The sequence below is a fragment of the Bacillus sp. EB106-02-03-XG38 genome (genome assembly GCF_058792175.1).
Genome location: NZ_JBYTED010000014.1, coordinates 1 through 14,798 on the forward strand (window position 1 = coordinate 1; position 14,798 = coordinate 14,798).

General features: G+C 36.9%; 16 protein-coding genes, 1 tRNA gene, 1 other RNA gene and 1 other annotated feature. Of the genes, 14 read left to right on the forward strand and 4 right to left on the reverse strand.

Translation table 11 applies throughout. The features are described from left to right. Window positions 1-75 precede the first annotated feature (75 nt). The gene (locus tag AC3WTI_RS28150) at window positions 76-1,077 is read right to left on the reverse strand and encodes a YaaC family protein (RefSeq protein ID WP_087955340.1); all 1,002 of its coding nucleotides are present in this window, start codon (window positions 1,075-1,077) and stop codon (window positions 76-78) included. A 115-nt stretch (window positions 1,078-1,192) separates the two neighbouring features. Here AC3WTI_RS28150 and guaB point away from each other — a divergent pair, with 115 nt between their 5' ends. From guaB to AC3WTI_RS28185, 7 genes are all read left to right on the forward strand, one after another. Next, on the forward strand, window positions 1,193-2,656 hold the full coding sequence (gene guaB / locus AC3WTI_RS28155; protein ID WP_087955341.1) for an IMP dehydrogenase: 1,464 nt from the start codon (window positions 1,193-1,195) through the stop codon (window positions 2,654-2,656). Between the two features lie 113 nt (window positions 2,657-2,769). Then, a complete protein-coding gene (locus AC3WTI_RS28160) occupies window positions 2,770-4,080 on the forward strand; it encodes a D-alanyl-D-alanine carboxypeptidase family protein (RefSeq protein WP_142286462.1) in 1,311 nt (436 codons plus the stop codon). Window positions 4,081-4,241: 161 nt separating this feature from the next. Further along, complete coding sequence (gene pdxS, locus AC3WTI_RS28165) at window positions 4,242-5,129, forward strand: pyridoxal 5'-phosphate synthase lyase subunit PdxS (RefSeq protein WP_087955343.1); 888 nt, start codon at window positions 4,242-4,244, stop codon at window positions 5,127-5,129. A gap of 18 nt (window positions 5,130-5,147) precedes the next feature. Continuing rightward, a complete protein-coding gene (gene pdxT, locus AC3WTI_RS28170) occupies window positions 5,148-5,738 on the forward strand; it encodes a pyridoxal 5'-phosphate synthase glutaminase subunit PdxT (RefSeq protein ID WP_048528484.1) in 591 nt (196 codons plus the stop codon). Between the two features lie 54 nt (window positions 5,739-5,792). Next, window positions 5,793-6,014: a binding site (T-box leader), on the forward strand. Window positions 6,015-6,065: 51 nt separating this feature from the next. Beyond that, window positions 6,066-7,340: a serine--tRNA ligase gene (gene serS / locus AC3WTI_RS28175; protein ID WP_060629158.1), complete on the forward strand. Its 1,275-nt coding sequence runs from the start codon at window positions 6,066-6,068 to the stop codon at window positions 7,338-7,340. 156 nt (window positions 7,341-7,496) lie between these two features. Beyond that, window positions 7,497-7,589, forward strand: a tRNA-Ser gene (locus AC3WTI_RS28180). A gap of 166 nt (window positions 7,590-7,755) precedes the next feature. Then, window positions 7,756-8,148: a sigma factor-like helix-turn-helix DNA-binding protein gene (locus AC3WTI_RS28185; RefSeq protein WP_142286461.1), complete on the forward strand. Its 393-nt coding sequence runs from the start codon at window positions 7,756-7,758 to the stop codon at window positions 8,146-8,148. 35 nt (window positions 8,149-8,183) lie between these two features. Here AC3WTI_RS28185 and AC3WTI_RS28190 read toward each other — a convergent pair whose 3' ends face one another. From AC3WTI_RS28190 to AC3WTI_RS28200, 3 genes are all read right to left on the reverse strand, one after another. Then, a complete protein-coding gene (locus tag AC3WTI_RS28190; RefSeq protein WP_001053585.1) occupies window positions 8,184-8,852 on the reverse strand; it encodes a deoxynucleoside kinase in 669 nt (222 codons plus the stop codon). A gap of 2 nt (window positions 8,853-8,854) precedes the next feature. Continuing rightward, window positions 8,855-9,490, reverse strand: a complete 636-nt coding sequence (locus AC3WTI_RS28195; RefSeq protein WP_017561726.1) for a deoxynucleoside kinase — start codon at window positions 9,488-9,490, stop codon at window positions 8,855-8,857. Between the two features lie 125 nt (window positions 9,491-9,615). Further along, on the reverse strand, window positions 9,616-10,155 hold the full coding sequence (locus AC3WTI_RS28200; protein WP_048528482.1) for a cysteine hydrolase family protein: 540 nt from the start codon (window positions 10,153-10,155) through the stop codon (window positions 9,616-9,618). A 107-nt stretch (window positions 10,156-10,262) separates the two neighbouring features. On the opposite strand from AC3WTI_RS28200, the gene tadA reads away from it, so the two are divergent. The 7 genes from tadA (at window position 10,263) to AC3WTI_RS28235 (ending at window position 14,603) form a co-directional block, all read left to right on the forward strand. Further along, window positions 10,263-10,763 carry a tRNA adenosine(34) deaminase TadA gene (gene tadA, locus AC3WTI_RS28205; RefSeq protein WP_087955346.1) on the forward strand — a complete coding sequence of 167 codons (501 nt, stop codon included), beginning with the start codon at window positions 10,263-10,265 and terminating at the stop codon, window positions 10,761-10,763. 79 nt (window positions 10,764-10,842) lie between these two features. Then, an RNA gene (gene ffs, locus AC3WTI_RS28210) (signal recognition particle sRNA large type) lies at window positions 10,843-11,107 on the forward strand. A gap of 132 nt (window positions 11,108-11,239) precedes the next feature. Continuing rightward, complete coding sequence (gene dnaX, locus AC3WTI_RS28215; protein WP_048528479.1) at window positions 11,240-12,928, forward strand: DNA polymerase III subunit gamma/tau; 1,689 nt, start codon at window positions 11,240-11,242, stop codon at window positions 12,926-12,928. Window positions 12,929-12,953: 25 nt separating this feature from the next. Next, window positions 12,954-13,280 carry a YbaB/EbfC family nucleoid-associated protein gene (locus tag AC3WTI_RS28220; protein WP_170930109.1) on the forward strand — a complete coding sequence of 109 codons (327 nt, stop codon included), beginning with the start codon at window positions 12,954-12,956 and terminating at the stop codon, window positions 13,278-13,280. A 14-nt stretch (window positions 13,281-13,294) separates the two neighbouring features. Beyond that, a complete protein-coding gene (recR, locus tag AC3WTI_RS28225) occupies window positions 13,295-13,891 on the forward strand; it encodes a recombination protein RecR (protein ID WP_000559169.1) in 597 nt (198 codons plus the stop codon). A gap of 14 nt (window positions 13,892-13,905) precedes the next feature. Continuing rightward, window positions 13,906-14,127 (forward strand): YaaL family protein, encoded by a 222-nt coding sequence (locus AC3WTI_RS28230; protein ID WP_000466020.1) that lies wholly within the window; start codon window positions 13,906-13,908, stop codon window positions 14,125-14,127. Window positions 14,128-14,333: 206 nt separating this feature from the next. Continuing rightward, window positions 14,334-14,603, forward strand: coding sequence for a pro-sigmaK processing inhibitor BofA family protein (locus AC3WTI_RS28235; protein WP_071758074.1), 270 nt, complete (start codon window positions 14,334-14,336; stop codon window positions 14,601-14,603). The last annotated feature ends 195 nt before the right edge of the window (window positions 14,604-14,798 follow it).

The window sequence follows — 14,798 nt, forward strand, 5'->3', positions numbered from 1 at the left end:
AGTTGGGACCTTGTCCCTGTGAGAGTAGGACGTCGCCAAGCAACTAAAAACACAAGTCTTTTGACTTGTGTTTTTTTATTTCCCATGAAATAGGTTGGATTCTGCAAGTAAAAAGGCTGAAATGTAGTAAGGGATTTTTTGAGCAGAAATAGTAAGGAATTGATAAATGAATGGATAATCTTCAGAACCATAGCTTCCAAGTAAATCATACCACCAATCTGTTTCGTATCTAGAAATCATACTTAAATTGTAGAGCAATAAATAATGAACAAGAAGTTCAGGTAATACAGGTTTAGGATTTCTAGGGTCAGTTGTAAGTGGTAAGTAATAAGTATTAGCAAGATACTCGTAGTATAATGGCGTGCTATATACAGGATTCCACGATTGAATAGGAGCTGTAAAAAGCAAATTTGATTTGCTCATTTTCCCAGGAACATGTTGCATCGATAAATGCTTACAAGTTGATTCAATGTAACGTGAAAATCTTTCTGTAGTCATATGAAGGCGATCTAGTATACTGACTGAAAAGGAAAGTTCATTTGTATTTACTGAATCGATTTTATATAAAGTAGCACCTCGTTGACTATAGCGAAATAGATTTTGTAATTCAGGAATAGTCCCCATTAAATCTAGCATGTTAAACTTCTCTGATTCCAAGTGTTTCATGTGAAACAGCTGTTCTGCAACATGAGTAAATAATCCATTTTTTTGTACCTTCACCTCATCTTCTAAAAATTGATATCCTTGTTTTTTTCGTTTACGTGTCGTAACACCATGAGCTAAAACAGTAGTGGATTCGGGATAATTAGGATCAATGGTTAGTAAGCAGGCTTTAAAAAGTTGGCTCATTCCATAAAATAATAACATTGGCTGAATCGAAAAGGGGGCTACCTTATATAATTCATAATAGTTTTTCCCGTGTTCTAAGTAATAAATAAAGGGATAACAGTTTTCAAAACTTTTTTTTTCAGCATCTTGTATGGAGGATTTTTCATAACAACGGGCAAGATAACGTTGTACATTTTGAGATGAAAAGAAGAAACTTAATTGCTGCCAAGTACAATGTGATTGATGCATATATTACGCTCCTTTTATTGTCTAAAAATTCTAACATATATATACGTCCTTGACAGTATTTTAACCAATTGATAAGCTACTAATAATAATTTCTGGTATCATGGGGGGAACAATTATGTGGGAATCTAAATTTGTTAAAGAAGGTTTGACTTTTGATGACGTATTACTTGTACCAGCAAAGTCAGATGTACTACCAAGAGAAGTAAGTGTTAAAACAGTTTTATCTGAAAGCTTACAGTTAAACATCCCGTTAATTAGTGCAGGAATGGATACAGTAACAGAAGCCGATATGGCTATTGCAATGGCTCGTCAAGGCGGTTTAGGAATTATTCATAAAAACATGTCTATTGAACAACAAGCCGAGCAAGTTGATAAAGTAAAACGTTCTGAAAGTGGCGTTATTTCAGATCCTTTCTTTTTAACTCCAGAACATCAAGTGTATGATGCAGAGCATCTTATGGGAAAATACCGTATCTCAGGTGTACCGGTTGTAAATAATTTAGACGAGCGAAAGTTAGTTGGTATTATTACAAACCGTGATATGCGTTTTATTCAAGACTACTCAATCAAGATTTCTGACGTAATGACAAAAGAACAGCTAATTACAGCTCCAGTTGGTACAACGCTAGGTGAAGCTGAAAAGATCCTACAAAAGTATAAAATTGAAAAACTCCCTCTTGTTGATAACAACGGTGTATTACAAGGGCTTATTACAATAAAAGATATCGAGAAAGTAATTGAATTCCCAAATTCCGCAAAGGATAAGCAAGGACGTTTATTAGTTGGAGCAGCAGTTGGTGTAACGGCTGATGCTATGACTCGTATCGACGCATTAGTAAAAGCTAGCGTAGATGCAATCGTACTTGATACAGCTCACGGACATTCTCAAGGTGTTATTGATAAAGTAAAAGAAGTTCGTGCCAAGTATCCTTCACTAAATATTATCGCTGGAAATGTTGCTACTGCTGAAGCAACAAAGGCATTAATTGAAGCTGGTGCAAACGTAGTTAAAGTTGGTATTGGACCAGGTTCTATTTGTACAACACGTGTTGTAGCTGGCGTTGGTGTACCACAATTAACAGCGGTTTATGATTGTGCAACAGAAGCTCGTAAACACGGCATTCCAGTTATTGCTGATGGTGGTGTTAAGTATTCTGGTGACATGGTTAAAGCTTTAGCAGCAGGAGCACACGTTGTTATGTTAGGTAGTATGTTTGCTGGTGTTGCTGAAAGTCCTGGTGAAACTGAAATTTACCAAGGTCGTCAATTTAAAGTATACCGTGGTATGGGTTCTGTCGGAGCGATGGAAAAAGGAAGTAAAGATCGTTACTTCCAAGAAGGAAATAAAAAACTTGTTCCAGAAGGTATCGAAGGACGAGTACCATATAAAGGACCTTTAGCAGATACAGTTCACCAATTAGTTGGTGGATTACGTGCAGGTATGGGATATTGCGGAGCACAAGATTTAGAATTCTTACGTGAGAATGCGCAATTCATTCGTATGTCAGGTGCTGGTTTACGTGAAAGTCATCCTCATCACGTACAAATTACAAAAGAGGCTCCAAACTACTCATTATAATGTCTTATATACAAATAGACGGAGATTTGATATCTCTGTCTATTTTTTTTTGATTATGTTAGAATAACGGTTATGTGAGTACATAGATATTGGGGGTAGCAAAAGTGAAAGGTATGTTTTGCAAAAGATTCATTGCGCTAGTAACAATGCTTGCACTAGCTTGTAGTATGTTGTTACCATACAGCAATGCATCAGCAGAAACAGGATCTGCTTTAAACATTGAAGCAGGTGCAGCAATTTTAGTTGAAGCAAATTCTGGGAAAATTTTATATCAAAAGAATGCAGATGAATTATTGTCAATTGCTAGTATGACAAAGATGATGAGTGAATATTTGGTGAACGAGGCTGTTGCGAAAGGGAAACTAAAATGGGATCAAAGAGTTAAGGTTTCTGAATATGCGTATAAAATTTCGCAGGATCGTTCATTATCGAATGTGCCGCTACGAAACGGTGAGTCTTATACAGTAAAAGAGTTATATGAAGCAATGGCAATTTATTCTGCTAATGGTGCAACGATAGCTTTAGCTGAAGCAATTGCCGGAAAAGAAGTAGACTTTGTAAAACTGATGAATGATAAGTCGAAAGAACTTGGATTAAAAAATTACAAGTTCGTAAATTCTACAGGCTTAACGAACAAAGATTTAAAAGGACAGCACCCTGAGGGGACAACTCCAGATGAAGAAAATAAAATGGCTGCAAGAGATGTAGCAATTTTAGCACAACGTATTATCCAAGATTTCCCTAAAACATTAGATACAGCAAAAATTTCAAAAAAGACATTCCGTGAAGGTACTACGGATCGAATTGACATGATTAACTGGAACTGGATGTTACCAGGTTTATCTAAGGCATATGATGGTGTAGATGGCTTGAAAACAGGATCGACTCCAGAAGCAGGAGATTGTTTCACTGGTACAATCGAAAAAGATGGTATGCGATTTATTTCTGTAGTTATTAAAACGAAGTCTCGTGACGCACGTTTTGATGAGACAAAGAAACTATATGATTATGGATTTGCTAATTTTGAAATGAAGCAATTATATAAAAAAGGTTCTTCAGTAAAAGGACAAGAAACAGTACGAGTAGAAAATGCTACAGATAAAGATGTAGCAGTTCAAACAAAAAAAGCTGTTTCACTTCCAGTGCCAAAGGGAAGTAAGGATGTCTATAAAACAGAATTAAAAGAAGCAAGTAAGGGACAAGAAGCACCTATTAAAAAGGGAGCTGCACTTGGCAAAATGGTAATCACACCAAAAGATACAAATGATCCTGGATTTTTATCTAGTAAGTCATTACAAATAGACCTTGTAACAACATCTGCAGTAGAAGAAGCGAATTGGTTTACTCGTTCTATGCGCGGAATCGGTTCTTTCTTTAGTGGTATATGGAATAGTGCTGTTGATACAGTAAAAGGTTGGTTTTAAAAGCTCCTCATTGTAGGGGCTTTTTCTTATTCCTATTTTTCATACCGACTTTATGAAAAAGTAGTAGACAAGCATCTGATAGTTAGTGGTAGAATGTAAGAGTATTCTTAATTTTCGCCTTTAACGGGGAAAAGCAATTCACCTAGGGGGGTTTTTGTAACATGACAAATGTAACAGGGACAGAACGTGTAAAACGTGGAATGGCAGAAATGCAAAAAGGCGGCGTTATTATGGACGTAATTAACGCTGAACAAGCAAAAATTGCAGAAGAGGCAGGCGCAGTTGCCGTTATGGCATTAGAGCGTGTACCAGCAGATATTCGTGCAGCAGGTGGCGTTTCTCGTATGGCAGACCCAACAATCGTTGAAGAAGTAATGGGTGCAGTGTCAATTCCGGTTATGGCAAAATGCCGTATCGGTCACCTTGTAGAAGCACGTGTATTAGAATCATTAGGGGTAGACTATATCGATGAGAGTGAAGTATTAACTCCTGCCGATGAAGTATACCATTTAAATAAACGTGATTACACAGTTCCGTTTGTATGTGGTTGCCGTGATATTGGAGAAGCAGCACGTCGTATTGCAGAAGGTGCATCTATGCTTCGTACAAAAGGTGAACCAGGAACAGGAAACATTGTAGAGGCAGTGCGTCATATGCGCCAAGTCAATGCAGAAATCCGTCAAGTTGCAAGTCTACGTGAAGATGAGTTAATGACATATGCAAAAAATACTGGTGCTCCTTATGAAGTACTACTTGAAATTAAACGCCTTGGTCGTTTACCAGTTGTAAACTTCGCAGCAGGTGGTGTAGCAACACCAGCAGATGCAGCGTTAATGATGCAACTTGGTGCGGATGGTGTATTTGTAGGATCTGGTATCTTCAAATCAGAGAATCCAGCGAAATTTGCACGTGCAATCGTTGAAGCGACAACTCATTATGAGGATTACGAACTAATTGCAAACCTTTCTAAAGGATTAGGTAATGCGATGAAAGGTATCGAAATTTCAACGTTATTACCAGAACAACGCATGCAAGAGCGTGGATGGTAATTGAAGGAGAACTTTAAAATGGTGAAAATCGGTGTACTAGGTCTTCAAGGTGCAGTTCGTGAGCATGTAAAATCAGTTGAAGCAAGTGGTGCAGAAGCTGTTGTTGTAAAGCGTATAGAACAACTTGAAGAAATTGATGGTCTTATTTTACCAGGCGGTGAAAGTACAACAATGCGCCGTCTTATTGATAAGTATGCTTTCATGGAACCACTTCGTACATTCGCGAAGTCTGGTAAACCAATGTTTGGTACATGTGCAGGAATGATTCTTCTTGCAAAAACACTTATTGGCTATGAAGAAGCACATATTGGTGCTATGGATATTACAGTTGAGCGCAATGCGTTCGGACGACAAAAAGATAGCTTTGAAGCTGCACTTTCTATTAAAGGTGTAGGAGAAGATTTTGTTGGCGTATTTATTCGTGCCCCGTATGTTGTAAATGTGGCAGACGATGTTGAAGTACTTTCTACACATGGTGACCGAATGGTAGCGGTAAAACAAAATCAGTTTTTAGCTGCTTCATTCCATCCGGAATTAACGGATGATCATCGTGTAACGGCATACTTTGTAGAAATGGTAAAAGAAGCGAAAATGAAAAAAGTTGTATAAGTAACTTGCAACTTGTATAAGATTATAGTAAATTGATGGTAACAATTTTATAAAATAAGCGTGTTGATAGGAAGTAGTAACAAATGCCGTTTCTTATAGAGAGTCGATGGTTGGTGGAAATCGATAGAAACAATTTGTGAATCCATCCTGGAATGGAATGTGGAATATCTTTATGATTAGTAAACATTCCCGGTGAAGAGCCGTTATTTCTACTTGAGAGGAAGGCGGCAATGCTTTCAACTAGGGTGGCAACGCGGGTTAACTCCCGTCCCTTTATATAGGGACGGGAGTTTTTTGTGTTTTATAAAATAAAAGGAGGAGTATATAATGCTTGATATTAAATTTTTACGTACAAATTTTGAAGAAGTAAAAGCAAAGTTACAGCATAGAGGCGAAGATTTAACTGATTTTGGTCGCTTTGAAGAGTTAGATACGAGAAGAAGAGAACTACTTGTTCAAACAGAGGAACTCAAAAGTAAACGTAACGAAGTATCTCAACAAATCTCTGTATTGAAGCGCGAAAAGAAAGATGCAGAAGCTCTAATTTTAGAAATGCGTGAAGTTGGAGAAAAAGTAAAAGATCTTGATAATGAACTTCGCACAGTTGAAGAGGATTTAGAAAGATTAATGTTATCTATTCCAAATATTCCTCATGAATCTGCTCCAGTTGGGGAAACAGAGGATGACAATGTAGTAGCACGTACTTGGGGAGACGTGAAAGAATTTGCTTTTGAACCAAAACCACATTGGGACCTTGCTACAGATTTAGGAATTCTAGACTTTGAGCGTGCTGGGAAAGTAACAGGAAGCCGCTTCGTATTCTACAAAGGTGCTGGCGCAAGATTAGAGCGTGCTTTAATTAGCTTTATGCTCGATCTTCATACTGATGAGCATGGATATGAAGAAGTATTACCTCCGTATATGGTAAACCGTGCAAGTATGACAGGAACAGGACAACTTCCGAAATTTGAAGAAGATGCATTCCGTATTGAAAGTGAGGATTATTTCTTAATTCCAACAGCTGAAGTACCTGTAACAAATATGCACCGTGATGAGATCTTAAATAAAGAGCAATTGCCTATAAGATATGCTGCATTTAGCTCTTGTTTCCGTTCTGAAGCAGGTTCAGCTGGACGCGATACACGTGGTTTAATTCGTCAGCATCAATTCAATAAAGTAGAGCTTGTAAAATTCGTAAAACCAGAAGATTCTTATGAAGAGTTAGAAAAACTAACAAATGATGCAGAACGCGTGTTACAATTATTAGAGTTGCCATATCGCGTTATGAGCATGTGCACAGGCGATTTAGGATTTACAGCAGCGAAGAAATACGATATCGAAGTATGGATTCCAAGCTATGGCACATATCGTGAAATTTCTTCTTGTAGTAATTTTGAAGCTTTCCAAGCGAGACGTGCAAATATCCGTTTCCGTCGTGAGCCAAACGGTAAACCAGAACATGTTCATACATTAAATGGATCTGGTCTTGCAATTGGACGTACGGTGGCAGCTATTTTAGAGAACTACCAACAAGAAGATGGTACAATTATAATTCCAGAAGTTCTTCGCCCTTATATGGGAGGAAAAACAGTTATTAAGTAAATTTATAAACATTCATCGGTATGAGTGATTGGTAATTATGAGCGTTGTCAGTACTATAATGTAGGAGAGGAAAAGTAAAATTTTCCTTTCCTCATAATTTATTTTAGTAGGGTTGACTAACTGTTTTTCTTTTGATATTATATTTGATGTCAATATGGAGGTATACCCAAGTCTGGCTGAAGGGATCGGTCTTGAAAACCGACAGGCGGCGAGAGTCGCGCGGGGGTTCGAATCCCTCTACCTCCTCCAGATATAATTGACAACAGCGCATATAAGTGGAGATTGGAGAACTCGTTACCAACACGTAACGAGTTTTTATTTTAAAACCAATCATAAAGTATGGTGTAAGGCGATTTTGTCCTTATTACACACTCATATTCCGATGATTATCTTCATAGATATGAAAGGAGTCAACATGGATCTTATTATACAAACGTTTCCTTTAGATGGAAAAACTTTATATTATGTACAATGTCCTGTCTGTAAGAACAATAGAATTTTAAACAGTGGTGCAAATGTATCACGCATTATTAGCGATGATACATTCCGTAAACTTTGTGGTTGCACTTGTGATGTAAAGCAAACTGTGACAAAAGTAGAGGCACCAAAAAAAGTTAAAAAGGAAGCTGTAAAGAAAGAAGCAGCTCCAAAACGTACAGGTAAAGTATTAACAGCAGTAATTAATGGAAAAGAAATGACTGTTAAAGAGATTGCTGAAGCATACGATATTAGTACAAGTACTGTTCGTCAGCGTATTAATGCTGGAAAACCTGAGAGTGAAATTATTGCTCCAACAAAGAAGAAGTAATTTAATAGAAAAACCCGTGCATATGCACGGGTTTTTTATTTTACAAGTTTACGTGTTTGTTTTAAAAAATGGCCAATTTTTTTAATGATTGGTTCAATGGAATCGCCATCCTTCAAAATATCGTATTCATTAATATTTAATCGTAAAACAGGACATGAATTAAAGTTATTAATCCAGTTTTCGTAACGCCCATGCATCTCTTTCCAATACTCAATCGGTGTTTGCTGTTCCATTGGACGTCCACGTTCTTGTATACGATCAACGATATCATCAAAAGAACCTTCTAAGTAAATTAGTAAATCTGGATGAGGGAAGTAAGGAGTCATGACCATAGCGTCAAATAAACCTTTGTATGTTTCATAATCCGTTTCTGTCATTGTTCCTTTTTCATGGTGCATTTTTGCAAAAATGCCAGTGTCTTCATAGATAGAGCGATCTTGGACAAAACCGCCACCGTATTCAAAAATTCTTTTTTGTTCTTTAAATCGTTCTGCTAAAAAGTATACTTGCAAGTGGAAGCTCCAGCGTGTGAAATCAGCATAGAACTTGTCCAAATACGGATTCGAATCTACTTTTTCAAATGATGTACGATAACCTAAAGCGTTAGCTAATGCAGTTGTCATAGTAGATTTACCAACACCTACTGTTCCAGCGATAGTGATTACTGCGTCATTTGGTATGTCATATTTTTGCCTTAAATTCATTATTATTTCGACTCCTTTAAGAGAGTATTTTGAAGGGCAGATAGGATGACGTTTAAATCGTCAGGATTTTTTATAAAATCCATATCGTCTCCGTTAAATTTCAATACTGGGATATCTGGATGGTCCTTTTTAAAAGCATCCATAGCTGTTTCGTAATCTTTTGTGAGCTGTAGTAAGTAATTTGGATCCATATTTTTTTCAAATTCTCTTCCGCGCATTGCGATTCGCTTTTGTAATGTTTCTAGGCTAGCTGTTAAATACACGATAACGTTTGGTACTGGCATATCTTGTGTAAGGATACGGTAGATTTGCATGTACTTGTCATATTGAGAATCTTTTAATGTACGGGATGCGAAAATTACATTTTTAAATATATGATAATCCGCTACTACTGGTTTCCTTTGATTCAAATACTTTATGTTAATATCTTCTAGTTGTTTGTATCTATTACAAAGAAAGAACATCTCTGTTTGAAAACTCCATTCGTCGATGTCTTCATAGAACTTTCCTAAAAAGGGGTTTTCATCAACAATCTCTTTCAATAAGTGGAGTTGCATGTGAGTTGAAATTTCCTTCGCAAGTGAAGTCTTTCCAACACCAATTGGTCCTTCAACCGTGATAAATGGTACTCCGGTCACGCTGTTTCCTCCTTTCAATCAGTGATTTACCGTGACTACTAAAAACACAAAACAGAATTATTGTAGCACAAGAGGGAAGCGAGCGGGTTAATTTGCTATAAAAAGTTAGAAAATAGATATATGTATTAATTAAATTTTATTTGAGATGATGGTCCTATATTTGCTTTTAATGTGGCTTTCATTATTTTTAAAGCATGTAAGTTATCCTGATCGTGATTAGAGGCAATACAGTCCTGTGGTACATACAGTGTATAATTTCTCATATGAGCATCGTTAGCTGTAAAGAGGATACATATATTTCCGGCGACTCCTGTTAATATGAGATTTTCTATTTTTAAATAGCCTAATAAAGAATTTAAAGGTGTTTCATAAAAAGCAGAGTAATGTGGTTTAATGAAAATATAATCATCAGAATTTGGAGCAATCTTATGAATGATATTTTTACTATACTCATTTGTACAATGAGTAATTAGTTGGTCAATATCAGATCTCCAAAGCTGATAATGGTCATTAATATAAATGATGGGGTAGCCGAAGGATTTCATTGTTTTCTTTAATTGTAAAATAGGAGTTGTTATAATTTCGCATTTTTTGGCTAGGATAGGTCCGTGTGAAAATTGAAAATCATTAATCATATCGATAATGAGTAAGGCAGTGTTTTTCATATGTAATCCCCTCTCTTTTTTCTTAGGGTGGATTGAATTTGTAAAAGTTATCCCATGTGTAGTAAATGGAAATAAGTATACTTTATTTGTAATGAAAGGACTAGGTTATGGAACACGATCAGGATATTTATTTTATGCAGTTAGCAATAGAAGAGGCTAAAAAAGCAGAGGCAATACAAGAGGTACCAATCGGTGCAGTTATAGTGTTGGATGGTGAAGTAATTAGTGTTGCTCATAATTTAAGGGAAACTGAGCAAAGATCAATAGCTCACGCTGAGTTGTTAGCTATTGATGAGGCGTGCAAAAAATTAGGGACATGGCGTTTAGAAGATGCGACATTATATGTAACATTAGAACCTTGTCCGATGTGTGCGGGTGGAATTGTTTTATCACGAGTGAAGCGAGTTGTATATGGTGCAAGTGATCCGAAAGGTGGATGCGCAGGGACATTGATGAATCTTTTAACGGATGAACGCTTTAATCATCAATGTGAAGTAGCAGCTGGTGTATTAGAAGAAGAGTGCGGTACCTTGTTAACAAACTTTTTTAGAGAGCTTCGTAAAAAAAGAAAAGAGATCAAGAAATTAGAGAAAAGCAAAGAGAACTAACGTATTTGCATTTTATAAAAAAACAAGTTATACTGATAGTGCCTTTAATGAAGGCAACCGAATATTGGTTTTAACTTTGCCGTGCTAAGCGGGGAGGTAGCGGTGCCCTATACTCGCAATCCGCTCTAGCGAGGCCGAATCCCTTCTCGAGGTTATGTTGCTGTAAGGTCTGCCTTAAGTAAGTGGTGTTGACGTTTGGGTCCTGCGCAACGGGACCCCGTGAACCTTGTCAGGTCCGGAAGGAAGCAGCAATAAGCGGGTCTTCTCGTGTGCCGCAGGAGTGCCTGAACCGAGCTAACTGCTTGAGTAACGCTTATGGTACGTAATCGACAGAAGGTGCACGGCAGTTATATATGTATACAAAACTCACCTTAATACTAAGGTGGGTTTTTTGTATGGAAAATAACTTTTGGAATCTATAAACAGAATGGGTTATAATAAATGAGATAATAACCTTTGAGGGAGGCCGTATTTTCGTGTCATACCAAGCGTTATACCGAACATGGAGACCGCAAAAATTTGAAGATGTAGTCGGTCAAAAGCACGTGACAAAAACGTTGCAAAATGCCCTTCTTCAAGAGAAAGTTTCACATGCTTATTTATTTTCTGGTCCGAGGGGAACAGGAAAAACAACCATTGCAAAAGTATTTGCAAAAGCAATCAACTGTGAACATGCTCCGGTAGCTGAACCTTGTAATGAATGTCCTTCTTGTTTGGGGATTACACAAGGATCTATTTCGGATGTATTAGAAATTGATGCGGCTTCAAATAACGGTGTAGATGAAATTCGAGATATTAGAGATAAAGTAAAATATGCTCCAAGTGCTGTAGAATATAAAGTATACATTATTGATGAGGTTCACATGCTTTCTATGGGTGCCTTCAATGCGCTTTTAAAAACGTTAGAAGAGCCGCCAGGACATGTCATCTTTATTTTAGCGACAACAGAACCACATAAGATACCACCTACAATTATTTCGCGTTGTCAACGTTTCGAATTTCGAAAGATATCAGTAAATGATATTGTTGAGAGATTATCTACGGTTGTGACTAATGAAGGTACGAAAGTAGAAGATGAGGCGTTACAAATTGTTGCACGTGCCGCTGAAGGTGGTATGCGTGATGCACTTAGTCTTATTGATCAGGCAATATCTTATAGTGATGAAACAGTTACGACAGAAGATGTATTAGCTGTAACAGGTTCTGTTTCTCAGCAATACTTAGGTAACTTAGTAGAATGTATACGTGAAAATGATGTATCAAGAGCATTGCGTATTATAGATGAGATGATGGCTAAAGGGAAAGATCCAGTTCGCTTTATGGAGGATTTCATTTACTATTATCGCGATATGCTTTTATATCAAACTTCACCACAACTGGAACATATGTTGGAACGAGTGATGGTAGATGAGCAATTCCGGATGTTAAGTGAAGAAATGCAACCGGAAGTAATCTATGAAATCATTCATACCCTTAGTAAGGGACAACAGGAAATGAAGTGGACAAATCATCCGCGAATTTTCTTAGAAGTTGTTATGGTACAACTGTGTCAGCAGTTTATGATGCAAGCAAACGGTGCAGATCGTTTACAAGCAATTATGAACAGGATGCAGCAATTGGAGAAAGAGTTAGAACAAGTTAAAAAGAATGGTGTGCCAGCTGGTGTACAGCAAGAAGTAAGAGAGACACGTGCAGCACCAAAGCCGGTACGGACAGGTAGTATGAAGATTCCTGTCGGGCGCGTAAATGAAGTATTAAAGCAAGCGAAGCGTCAAGATTTAGAACAATTAAAAGCTGTATGGGGTGAGTTGTTAGGAAGACTCAAAGCATACAACAAAGTAGCGTTTGCTGTTTTATTAGAAAATAGCGAACCGGTAGCGGCTTCGGATGATACTTACGTTTTAGCGTTTCAATATGAGATTCACTGTAAAATGGCGAGCGAGAATCGAGAAGCTATGGACACAGTGGAACAGGCTTTATTTGAATTGCTAAGTAAAAGATTAAATATGATTGCCATTCCAAAAAGTGAATGGGGTAAAATCCGTGAAGATTTTTTACAGCGTGAAGGTGGAGCTTCTGAAGAAAGCCCAGAGAAAAAAGAAGATCCTCTTATAGAAGAGGCAGTAAAATTAGTAGGGCAAGAACTTATTGAAATAAAAGAGTAATAATAATTAGGAGGAATTAATTATGATGCGTGGCGGAATGGGAAATATGAATAACATGATGAAACAAATGCAAAAGATGCAAAAGGATATGGCAAAAGCGCAAGAAGAACTTGGTGAAAAAACAGTTGAAGGTACAGCTGGTGGCGGTATGATCACAGTTATTGCAAATGGTCATAAGCAAATTCTTGAAGTGAAAGTGAAAGAAGAAGTTGTAGATCCAGAAGATATCGAAATGTTACAAGACTTAGTTTTAGCTGCAACGAATGATGCACTTAAAAAAGCTGATGAACTTTCAAACTCTACAATGGGTAAATTTACAAAAGGCTTAAACTTACCGGGTGGAATGTTCTAGGAGGATATTGATATATGCATTATCCAGAACCAATATCAAAACTAATTGATAGCTTTATGAAATTGCCGGGAATCGGACCGAAAACAGCGGTTCGATTGGCATTTTTCGTATTAGATATGAAAGAAGACGATGTGTTAGGTTTTGCAAAAGCACTTGTAAATGCGAAGCGAGACTTAGCATATTGTTCTGTATGCGGGCATATTACTGACCGTGACCCTTGTTATATTTGTAACGATTCACATCGAGATCAATCGGTTGTTTGTGTTGTGCAGGAACCGAAAGATGTAATCGCAATGGAAAAAATGAAAGAGTATCAAGGTGTATATCATGTGTTACGTGGTGCCATTTCCCCAATGGAGGGAATTGGACCAGAAGATATTAATATACCTCAACTTTTAAAGCGACTGCACGATGAAACGGTACAAGAAGTAATATTAGCAACAAACCCTAATATTGAAGGGGAAGCTACAGCAATGTATATATCCCGCCTCTTAAAGCCGACAGGTATTAAAGTAACTCGTATTGCACATGGTCTGCCAGTTGGTGGAGATTTAGAATATGCAGATGAAGTAACACTGTCGAAAGCGTTAGAAGGTCGTAGAGAAGTATAAGAGGAGAAACAAAAATGTTCTTTCAAAAAAAGGGTAAATTGCGTAAAGAGTACGATGATAAGCTAATCGTACTATTAGAAAAGGTAAAGAATGAATGGTTACGTCAGAAGAGAATGGTAGAACAAAGCGTTGAACCATCTCAAGATGTACTTTGTTCTTTGAAAATAGCAGAGGCGAAATATTTCTTTTTGTTAAAAGAAGCAAAACGTCGTCCTGTAAAAATGGAACAATGGTAAAAGGTTCTGCTGAAAAAGCAGAACCTTTTTATTTTATCTTTAGCAGTTACTTCGTTTGGAAAGAACAAGTAATGGTTGTTATGAAGAAAGTGTTACCGAATAAAGGCGAATAAGACAAACCGACTGGAGTTATATGATACATGTTCTTTTTTATCTTCTTGTCCCATACAAATAAGTGTGTATAGGTCATTCATAAGGAGGAAAAAATGAATTCTACAATTATTATTGTTGGTATTCTTACATTAGTTTTTATTTTTCTTGTTTTTGGTGTTTCTTCTAAGCCGTTACGTTTTATAGGAAAAGCGCTTTTTCATGTTACTTTGGGGGTAGCATTACTTTTTATCGTAAATGTTATAGGAACATATTTTGACTTTCATATTCCAATTAACTTGGGAACCGCAACAATCACAAGTTTATTAGGTTTACCTGGTGTTGCTGCATTAGTGGTTATTAAGCTTTATATCATGCCAAGATAAATTTATTTTGGCATTTTTTTTAAAAGTGTTGACGAACTAATGATTAATATGGTAAATTAATAAGCGTCGTCAGGAACGAAAGAAAAAAGTTGTTGACAGATTTAACGCAAAATGTTAAATTATAAAAGTCGCTGAAACGCGATGTTGAACTTTGAAAACTAAACGAAACAAACAACGTGAAACGTCAATTTTTAT

Coding starts and splice junctions, on each gene's coding strand:
- AC3WTI_RS28185 (WP_142286461.1), top strand. CDS start 7,756: ATGGATCTTATTATACAAACGTTTCCTTTAGATGGAAAAACTTTATAT.
- AC3WTI_RS28235 (WP_071758074.1), top strand. CDS start 14,334: ATGAATTCTACAATTATTATTGTTGGTATTCTTACATTAGTTTTTATT.
- AC3WTI_RS28200 (WP_048528482.1), bottom strand. CDS start 10,155: ATGAAAAACACTGCCTTACTCATTATCGATATGATTAATGATTTTCAA.
- AC3WTI_RS28160 (WP_142286462.1), top strand. CDS start 2,770: ATGTTTTGCAAAAGATTCATTGCGCTAGTAACAATGCTTGCACTAGCT.
- pdxS (WP_087955343.1), top strand. CDS start 4,242: ATGACAAATGTAACAGGGACAGAACGTGTAAAACGTGGAATGGCAGAA.
- AC3WTI_RS28190 (WP_001053585.1), bottom strand. CDS start 8,852: ATGAATTTAAGGCAAAAATATGACATACCAAATGACGCAGTAATCACT.
- pdxT (WP_048528484.1), top strand. CDS start 5,148: ATGGTGAAAATCGGTGTACTAGGTCTTCAAGGTGCAGTTCGTGAGCAT.
- recR (WP_000559169.1), top strand. CDS start 13,295: ATGCATTATCCAGAACCAATATCAAAACTAATTGATAGCTTTATGAAA.
- guaB (WP_087955341.1), top strand. CDS start 1,193: ATGTGGGAATCTAAATTTGTTAAAGAAGGTTTGACTTTTGATGACGTA.
- AC3WTI_RS28220 (WP_170930109.1), top strand. CDS start 12,954: ATGCGTGGCGGAATGGGAAATATGAATAACATGATGAAACAAATGCAA.
- AC3WTI_RS28230 (WP_000466020.1), top strand. CDS start 13,906: ATGTTCTTTCAAAAAAAGGGTAAATTGCGTAAAGAGTACGATGATAAG.
- serS (WP_060629158.1), top strand. CDS start 6,066: ATGCTTGATATTAAATTTTTACGTACAAATTTTGAAGAAGTAAAAGCA.
- tadA (WP_087955346.1), top strand. CDS start 10,263: ATGGAACACGATCAGGATATTTATTTTATGCAGTTAGCAATAGAAGAG.
- AC3WTI_RS28150 (WP_087955340.1), bottom strand. CDS start 1,077: ATGCATCAATCACATTGTACTTGGCAGCAATTAAGTTTCTTCTTTTCA.